This is a genomic window from Methylobacterium platani, from assembly GCF_001653715.1.
Lineage (GTDB): Bacteria > Pseudomonadota > Alphaproteobacteria > Rhizobiales > Beijerinckiaceae > Methylobacterium > Methylobacterium platani.
Genome location: NZ_LWHQ01000097.1, coordinates 1 through 7,860 on the forward strand (window position 1 = coordinate 1; position 7,860 = coordinate 7,860).

Below are 7,860 nucleotides of genomic sequence, written 5' to 3' on the forward strand. Positions count from 1 at the left end.
CGCCCGCGGGGAGAGGAGGATTCCCGCGCCTGATCCGTAAAAGTCCCCGCCCCGCCCTCAATGCAGGATCTGGCTCAGGAACAGCCGGGTCCGCTCGTGCTCGGGGGCGCGGAAGAACGCCTCCGGGGTGTTCGATTCGACGATCTGGCCCTCGTCCATGAAGATCACCCGGTCGGCGACCTGGCGGGCGAAGCCCATCTCGTGGGTGACGCAGAGCATGGTCATGCCCTCGTCGGCCAGGCCCACCATGGTGTCGAGCACCTCCTTGACCATCTCGGGATCGAGCGCCGAGGTCGGCTCGTCGAACAGCATGATCTTGGGCGCCATGCACAGCGAGCGGGCGATCGCCACGCGCTGCTGCTGGCCGCCGGAGAGCTGGCCCGGATACTTGTGCGCCTGATTGGGGATCTTCACCCGGGTCAGGTACTGCATCGCGATCGCCTCGGCCTCGGCCTTCGGCATCTTCTTCACCCAGATCGGCGCCAGCGTGCAGTTCTCGAGCACGGTGAGGTGCGGAAACAGGTTGAAGTGCTGGAACACCATGCCGACCTCGCGGCGGATCTCGTCGATCCGCTTGAGGTCGTTGGTGAGCTCGATGCCGTCGACGACGATCCGCCCGGCCTGGTGCTCCTCCAGGCGGTTGATGCAGCGGATCAGCGTCGACTTGCCCGAGCCCGAGGGGCCGCAGATCACGATCCGCTCGCCCTTGCGCACGGTGAGGTCGACGTCGCGCAGGACGTGGAAGGCGCCGTACCACTTGTTGACCCGCTCCAGCGACACCGCGGTCGGCGCGCTGGCCAGCCGCGTCGCCGAGGTGTTGCGGGGGCTGAGATCCGGATCGGTCTCCGGCAAGGGAACGGAGGCTGTCTGGGTCGGGAGGGGGGAGGAGGCCATCGGGGAACTCACCGTGTCTGGCCGGCCGCGAGCCGCCGCTCCATGAAGCGGGCGTAGCGCGACATGCCGAAGCAGAAGACGAAGTAGAACAGGGCCGCGAAGGCGTAGCCGGTCATCACCACCGTCGGCGCCGCCCAGGTCGGATCGACCCGGGCCGATTCGATCGTGCGGATGAAGTCGAAGATGCCGACGATCGAGACGAGGCTCGTATCCTTGAACAGCGCGATGAAGCTGTTGACGATGCCCGGGATCACGATCCGCAGCGCCTGGGGCAGGATGATGAGGCGCATCCGGTGCCAGGGGCTCAGGCCCAGCGACATCGCCCCTTCGGTCTGGCCGCGGGGGATCGCCTGCAGGCCGCCGCGCACCACCTCGGCCATGTAGGCGGCGGAGAACAGCGCGATGCCGACGAGCGGCCGCGCCAGCCGGTCGACGGTGACGTCGCCGGGCAGGAACAGCGGCAGCATCACGTTGGCCATGAACAGCACCGTGATCAGCGGCACGCCGCGCCAGAACTCGATGAAGACGACGCAGAACAGCCGCACGATCGGCAGGCGCGAGCGCCGCCCGAGCGCCAGCAGGATCCCGAGCGGCAGCGAGGCGACGATGCCGACGAGCGACACGATCAGGGTCACCAGCATGCCGCCCCAGAGCGCGGTCGGCACCGCCGGCAGGCCGAGGGCCGGCACGCCGGCGAGCAGCCCGTAGGAGACGACCGGGAACACCACGAAGAAGTAGAGCGCCCCCCACGCGCGCTTCGGCGCGTCGAGCCACAGCAGCCACGCCACCCCGACCGCCATCAGGGCGAAGAAGACGTTCGGGCGCCAGCGCTCCTCGATCGGGTACGAGCCGTAGATGAAGTAGTTGATCTTGCTCGCCACGAACGCCCAGCAGGCGCCGACCGGGCGGCCCAGCACCTCGGGCCGGCAGGCGTCGCGGTTCTCGCCGGTCCAGACCGCGTCGATCACGAGGAAGCGCAGGAGCGGCGGCACCACGAGCGCGACGACGACGAGCGCCGCGAGCGTCATCGCGGCGTTGGCGGGGCTGGAGAACAGGTTCTGACGCAGCCACGCCAGCGGCCCGGCGACCAGCGCGGGCGGGGCCGAGGCGGGCACCGCCTCGCGGCGGACGAAGGTGAGGGGCTGGGCTCCGGCGGTGGTCTGGATTCCGGTGGTCATCGGGATCTCACCGCTCGATCAGCGCGACGCGCCGGTTGTAGAGGTTCATCACGAAGGCCGTGACGAGGCTGATCGTCAGGTAGACCGCCATGGTGATCGCCACGACCTCCACCGCCTGCCCGGTCTGGTTCAGCACCGTGCCCATGAACACCTGGACGAGGTCGGGGTAGCCGATGGCGACGGCCAGCGACGAGTTCTTGGTGAGGTTGAGGTACTGGCTGGTCAGCGGCGGCACGATCACCCGCATCGCCTGCGGGATCACGACGAGCCGCATCGTCGGGCCGGGCTGCAGGCCCAAGGCACGCGCCGCCTCGGTCTGGCCCTTGTTGACCGCCTGGATGCCGGCCCGCACCACCTCGGCGATGAAGGCGGCGGTGTAGACCGTGAGCCCGACCACGAGCGCGACGAATTCGGGGTAGAGCTGCATCCCGCCGCGCAGGTTGAAGGTGCCCTTGACCGGGAAATCGAGCGCCACCGGGGCGATGCCGACGAGCGCCAGCACCCCGTAGGTCAGGAGCGGCAGGCCGAGGATCAGGGCGAGGCCGACCGCCGGCACCGGCAGGCGCCGGCCGGTCCGCGCCTGCTCGCGCTTGGCGTAGGATCGGAACGCCAGGGTCCCGACGATCCCGACCACGAGGGCGATGGGCAGCGCCCAGGCATCCGCCGCCAGCAGGGGCTTGGGCAGGAACAGGCCGCGCTGGTTGAGGAAGACGGAACCGCCGAGCGCGTAGGAATCGCGCGCGCCCGGCAGGCTCGCCAGCACCGCGACGTACCAGAACAGCAATTGCAGCAGGAGCGGGATGTTGCGCAGGACCTCGACGTAGACGGTCGCGAGCGTGCGCACGATCCAGTTCGGCGACAGCCGCGCCACGCCGACCGTGAAGCCCAGGATCGTCGCCAGCACGATGCCGATCGCCGCCACCATCAGGGTGTTGGTGAGGCCGACCAGGAAGGCGGTGCCGTAGGTCGAGGTCGCGGCCGCGAACGGGATCAGCGTCTGGTTGACGTCGAAGCCGGCGGTGTTGGCGAGGAAGCCGAAGCCCGAGGCGACGCGGGCGTTGCGCAGGTTCTCGGCGGCGTTGCCGAGCGCGATCCAGGCCACCGCCCCGACCGCCACGAGCAGCAGGATCTGGTAGGCCGCCCCGCGGATGCGGGGATCGTAGAGGGGCGAGACCCGGGGCGGACCGGACGGCGCATCGGCCGGAAGCTGCGTCGGCAAGGGGTATGCTCGCGTTGCTGGTTTCCAAGGACGGCGCCCGGGAGGTTCCCGGGCGCCGCACTGTCACGATGTCAGCGGATCGGCGGGCCGTATTGCAGGCCGCCCTTCGACCACAGGGCGTTGAGGCCGCGCTGGATCTTCAGCGGCGAGCCCTGGCCGACGTTGCGCTCGAACACCTCGCCGTAATTGCCGACGAGCTTGACGATCCGGTAGGCCCAGTCGTTGGTCAGCCCGATATCGGCGCCGTACTTGCCCTCGGTGCCGAGGATGCGCTTGATGTCCGGGTTGTCGGTGGTCTTCACCAGCTGGTCGACGTTGGCTTGGGTGATGCCGGCTTCTTCCGCGTTCAGCATCGCGTAGTGGGTCCAGCGGACGATGTCGGCCCATTGGGCGTCGCCCTGGCGCACCGCCGGCGCGAGCGGCTCCTTCGAGATGATCTCGGGCAGCACGATGTTGTCGTCGGGCACGGCGGCGCGCAGGCGCTCGGCGTAGAGGCCCGAGGCGTCGGTGGTGAAGGCGTCGCAGCGGCCGGAATCGTAGGCCTTGAAGGTCTCGTCGGCGCTGGCGAAGGCCACCACCTCGTACTTCATCTTGTTGGCGCGGAAGTAGTCGGCCAGGTTCAGCTCGGTGGTGGTGCCCTGCTGGGTGCAGACCGAGGCGCCGTCGAGCTGCTTGGCCGAGGTGACGCCGAGCTTCTTCTTCACCATGAAGCCCTGGCCGTCGTAGAAGTTGACGGCCGGGAAGTCGAGGCCGAGCGCGGTGTCGCGCGACATCGACCAGGTGGTGTTGCGCGACAGGATGTCGACCTCGCCCGACTGGAGCGCCGTGAAGCGATCCTTGGCCGAGAGCGGGATGAAGCGGACCTTCGTGACGTCGTTGAAGATCGCCGCGGACAGCGCCCGGCAGAAATCGACGTCGAGCCCGGTCCAGCGCCCCTGCGCGTCCGGCACGCCGAAGCCGGCGAGCCCCGGATTCGAGCCGCAGGAGATGTAGCCCTTCTGCTTGATGCTGTTCAGCGTCCCCTGGGCCTGGGCGGCACCCGCCAGCAGGGTGGCGCCGAGCCCGAAGGCCAGGGCAGCGACGATTCTCTTCATGGGGTCTTGCGTCTCCCGTTCCGGTTGCGGCCCCGGCCGCCGCCCGTTTGCTCAAGCACGGACGATGCCTAAGCAAGAGGCATTCCAGGCGAAGCGGGCTGCCCGGTCAAGGGGTTGGCGCGATAGACGAACAGACTAGGCGGGGCGGGACCGCGGCGGCGCCAGGCTTGACGTGTAGCGCGCAAATTCGAACGGCACGGCGCGCAGGTTCGAATGTCAGCAGCTTGAGCCAGGATCCTACCCCGCCGACCGGAGCCTACCAGGTCGCCAGCGGCGAGCGCTTCCAGGTGTTGGTCGCGACGCAGACGTAGGCATAGCCCGCATCCCACGTCATCGTCCCGGCCGCACACGGCGCCGTCGCGCTCGCGGGCGTGGAAGGCGAGAGGACGCGGAAGGTGCCGCCGGCGACCTGCAGGCCGTTGCCGGCCGAGAACGGCACCGACACGTACTCCACCCCCGCCGTGCGCACGTGCGTGGCCCGCGAGACGTCGAGGCTCGGGAACGCGCCGCCGTCGACGACGCTGCCCGGCTCGACGCCGGCCTCGTCCCGGATGTTGGCCGTCTTGGGGAACTGCGCCCGGCTGTTCGTCACGGTGTAGACGCCGCCGACGGCGTGGATGTCGTGGGTTGCCATGTCGGCGGGGCTGCTGAAAACCCCGCTGTCGATCAGGTTCCGGCCGGACTGCAGGACGACGTCCGCTTCGCCCGCATTCCGCTCGAACCAGGGGCTGCGGAGCGTCAGGCCGGGGCTCGCCGTGGCGCTGCCGACGCCGGCGACCTCCGCGCCCATGGCCGGGCCGACCCGGACGCCGCCCGTCGCCTCGCCGAGCTTCGTCCCGTTGGCCTCGATATCGCAGGTGTCGCAGACGAGGTTGCGCCCGCCATCAACGTCGAGACCCCAGCGCGCGTTGTGCGCCAGGGCGCCCGACCACCGGATGTGATTGGGCCAGCCGCCGCCCGCGAGCGACGCGAACGGGACGATGCGGCCCCCGACGTCATTGTCGAGCGCATCGGCATAGATCGTGTTGCCGATGCCGCCATAGGAGACGTAGCCGGCCGAGCCGCCGGTGAACAGCACGTCCCAGACGAACGACCGCACCAGGTCGTAGGACACCACCGCCGGCTGCCGCCGGTTGTTGCCGTCGAACGTGATCCCCCTGATCTCGATGTTGGCGGTGAGGATTTTGGCCGTCGGCGACCCGATCGTCAGGACGGGCGCCGCGGCGGCGTCGGAGATCTGCCTGATCCGCGTCAGGTTGCGCCCCGCGCCGCGGATCGCGAACTGCCCGGCATAGGACCCGACCGTGTAGGACAGCCCGGAGACCAGGCAGGTGCCGGCCGGCACCTCGACCGGACGCAGGCGGTTGACCGCTGCCGCGAACGCCGCCTGGAACGCCGACGTATCGTCGGCCTTGCCGTCGCACTGCGCCCCGAAATAGCTCACCCAGATCCGGGTCACGTCGAGGCGCAGCCAGCGCCCTGCCCCGGTGTTGCCGGTCGGGTTGATGATCGTGCCGCCGTCGTCCGGCAGCGTCGAGGCCGCCGCCCAGATGAAGGGCCCGCCGCCGCCGTCGCCCGGCGCGGCATGGCCCGACACGTACATGACCGTGCGGGGCGCCACGAACAGGCGGTTGAACGCCCGCAGGGCCGTGACCGTCGGGGTACCGAACACGACGCTCGAGAACCACCCGCCGAGCGTCTGCGCCGCCGCGGCGCCCGTCGCCGTGACGCCCGCACCCGACCCGTCGCCCAGGAGCGTCCCGGCGGCCACGGTGCCGGGTACGGTCACGGTGCCGGAGAAGGTCGGGTTCGCGATCGGCGCGCGGGCCTGGATCGCGTCGCGCAGGGCCTGCGCCGCGCTGTCGACGTAGCGCGTGTTGGCGGGCGCCGCGGAATTGTCGTTGGCCGAGCGGTTCGGCACCGGCACGAGCGGCGCCTGGCCCTGCGCGAGGGCCGGAGCGGGCAGCGCGAGCGCCAGGGCGACGGCGATCCGGGACAGGGTTCGGGTGAGCACGGGAGACCTCACTGGGCTTGCACGGGAGGACCGCCGGCGCCCTGGCGATAGTATCGACCCCGCGCGACCGGGACCGGACCATCGCCCGTCCAGACCGGCAGGCCGGAGACCCAGGCGTCATAGAGGGCCGCCACCGCCTCCGGGAGGCCCGGGTCGCCCGGCACCAGCGGCAGGCCGAGCGCCGCACGGGCTCCGTCGGCCGTCCGTCCGCCCGTCCCGCCCTGGGCGAGGGACAGCGGCGTGGTCAGGCCTTCCAGCGACCGGATGTTGGCGTTGGCGCCGGCATCGGCCTTGTCCGCGAGGGCGGACGCGGGCGCGCGGGTCGCGATCCCCGCCCGCAGCAGCACCACCGCTGCATCGAGCGCCGCCGACAGCTTCGCCAGGGTGTCACGGTCCGGCGCCACCCCGTCGCGTAGCGTGCCGCGCAGCTCGTCGCCCAGCGTGGACCCGGCCAGGAACGCCACCAGTTCGGCTACGGTGAAATCGTAGTCGCGGGCGCCGCGGATCGCCGCGACGCGATCGGTCACCACGACGGCGCCGGGCACCGCGATGGGGCCGGTCGGCGTGCCGTCCGGGACGATCGTCCCGGCCAGGAGGTCCAGTTCGGCCTCCTCCGGCGTCAGCGCGATCGTGCCGGCAGCCGGGTCGTGGCGATAGCCGGCGACCCAGGGTCCAGCCGTGGCGGTGAACCGATAGAGCTGCCTGGTGCTCACGAGGGCTCCCCGGGTCGGGCGAACGCGGACGGCCCCGCGAGGGGGCCCGCCTCGCTGTAGCCGGAGCGCGGATCGCCCACGCCGCTGAAGGGTTGCAGCTTCATTTGCCCTTCTCCCCCTTCTTGTCGGTGCCGGCAGTGACGTGGACGGTGGTGAGGAACCCGCCGTCGCTGCGCACCGTCTTGTCGACGCTCTCGGCCTTCCAGGAGCCGTCGATGAGCGGGCCGTAGCCGGAGGAAGTCACCGGGGCCTCGGCCCTGGCATGGGGCAGGCCCGGGCTCTCGAAGTAGCCGCCGCCCGAGCGGTTGTCGGAGGCGTAGGCCTCGGCCTCGGCCGCAGCCTTGGCGTCGGCCTCGCTGCGGTAGGGGTGAGGCAGGATGCGGATCGGGCCCTGGCGGCCGGCCGAGACCTTGGTCAGCTTCCGCTTGCCCGTCTTCTCGTCGTACCACGCCGCCGCGACGCTGCCGACCTCAGGGCGCGGCTCGACCTCGATCTCGTAGCCGAACGATCGTCTCCGGCGGATCAGGATCGGCGCGAAGGCTGTGCCGGCGCCGTTCTTCCCGCCCCCGCGCTTCATCGCCACCAGCTTGCCGCCGGCAGGCTTGACCGTCGCGCCGACCTCCTCGCTGACCTCGGTGGCGAAGTCGATCAGGCTCTGGTCCCAGCGCAGGCGGTAGGCGAGCTTGATCTTGGCCAGGTCGGGATCGACCTGGCTGCCGAGGCCGGCTTGGGATTGCCCCGTTTCTGT

The 7,860-nt window shown here is 70.8% G+C and carries 6 protein-coding genes and 1 pseudogene; all 7 read right to left on the bottom strand.

The genetic code is table 11. The features are described 5' to 3' along the window. Positions 1 to 57: 57 nt before the first annotated feature. A complete protein-coding gene (locus A5481_RS31120; RefSeq protein ID WP_048434545.1) occupies positions 58 to 894 on the bottom strand; it encodes an amino acid ABC transporter ATP-binding protein in 837 nt (278 codons plus the stop codon). Positions 895 to 902: 8 nt separating this feature from the next. Beyond that, a complete protein-coding gene (locus A5481_RS31125; RefSeq protein ID WP_048434546.1) occupies positions 903 to 2,072 on the bottom strand; it encodes an amino acid ABC transporter permease in 1,170 nt (389 codons plus the stop codon). Between the two features lie 7 nt (positions 2,073 to 2,079). Then, complete coding sequence (locus tag A5481_RS31130) at positions 2,080 to 3,291, bottom strand: amino acid ABC transporter permease (protein ID WP_048434547.1); 1,212 nt, start codon at positions 3,289 to 3,291, stop codon at positions 2,080 to 2,082. A gap of 71 nt (positions 3,292 to 3,362) precedes the next feature. Then, entirely contained in the window at positions 3,363 to 4,385 is a 1,023-nt protein-coding gene (locus tag A5481_RS31135; RefSeq protein ID WP_048434548.1) for an amino acid ABC transporter substrate-binding protein, read from the bottom strand. 256 nt (positions 4,386 to 4,641) lie between these two features. Continuing rightward, on the bottom strand, positions 4,642 to 6,399 hold the full coding sequence (locus A5481_RS31140) for a hypothetical protein (RefSeq protein WP_048434549.1): 1,758 nt from the start codon (positions 6,397 to 6,399) through the stop codon (positions 4,642 to 4,644). A gap of 8 nt (positions 6,400 to 6,407) precedes the next feature. Next, positions 6,408 to 7,112, bottom strand: coding sequence for a hypothetical protein (locus A5481_RS31145; RefSeq protein ID WP_048434550.1), 705 nt, complete (start codon positions 7,110 to 7,112; stop codon positions 6,408 to 6,410). Between the two features lie 100 nt (positions 7,113 to 7,212). Then, positions 7,213 to 7,860 (bottom strand): annotated as a pseudogene (locus tag A5481_RS34870) (hypothetical protein); the annotation flags it as partial.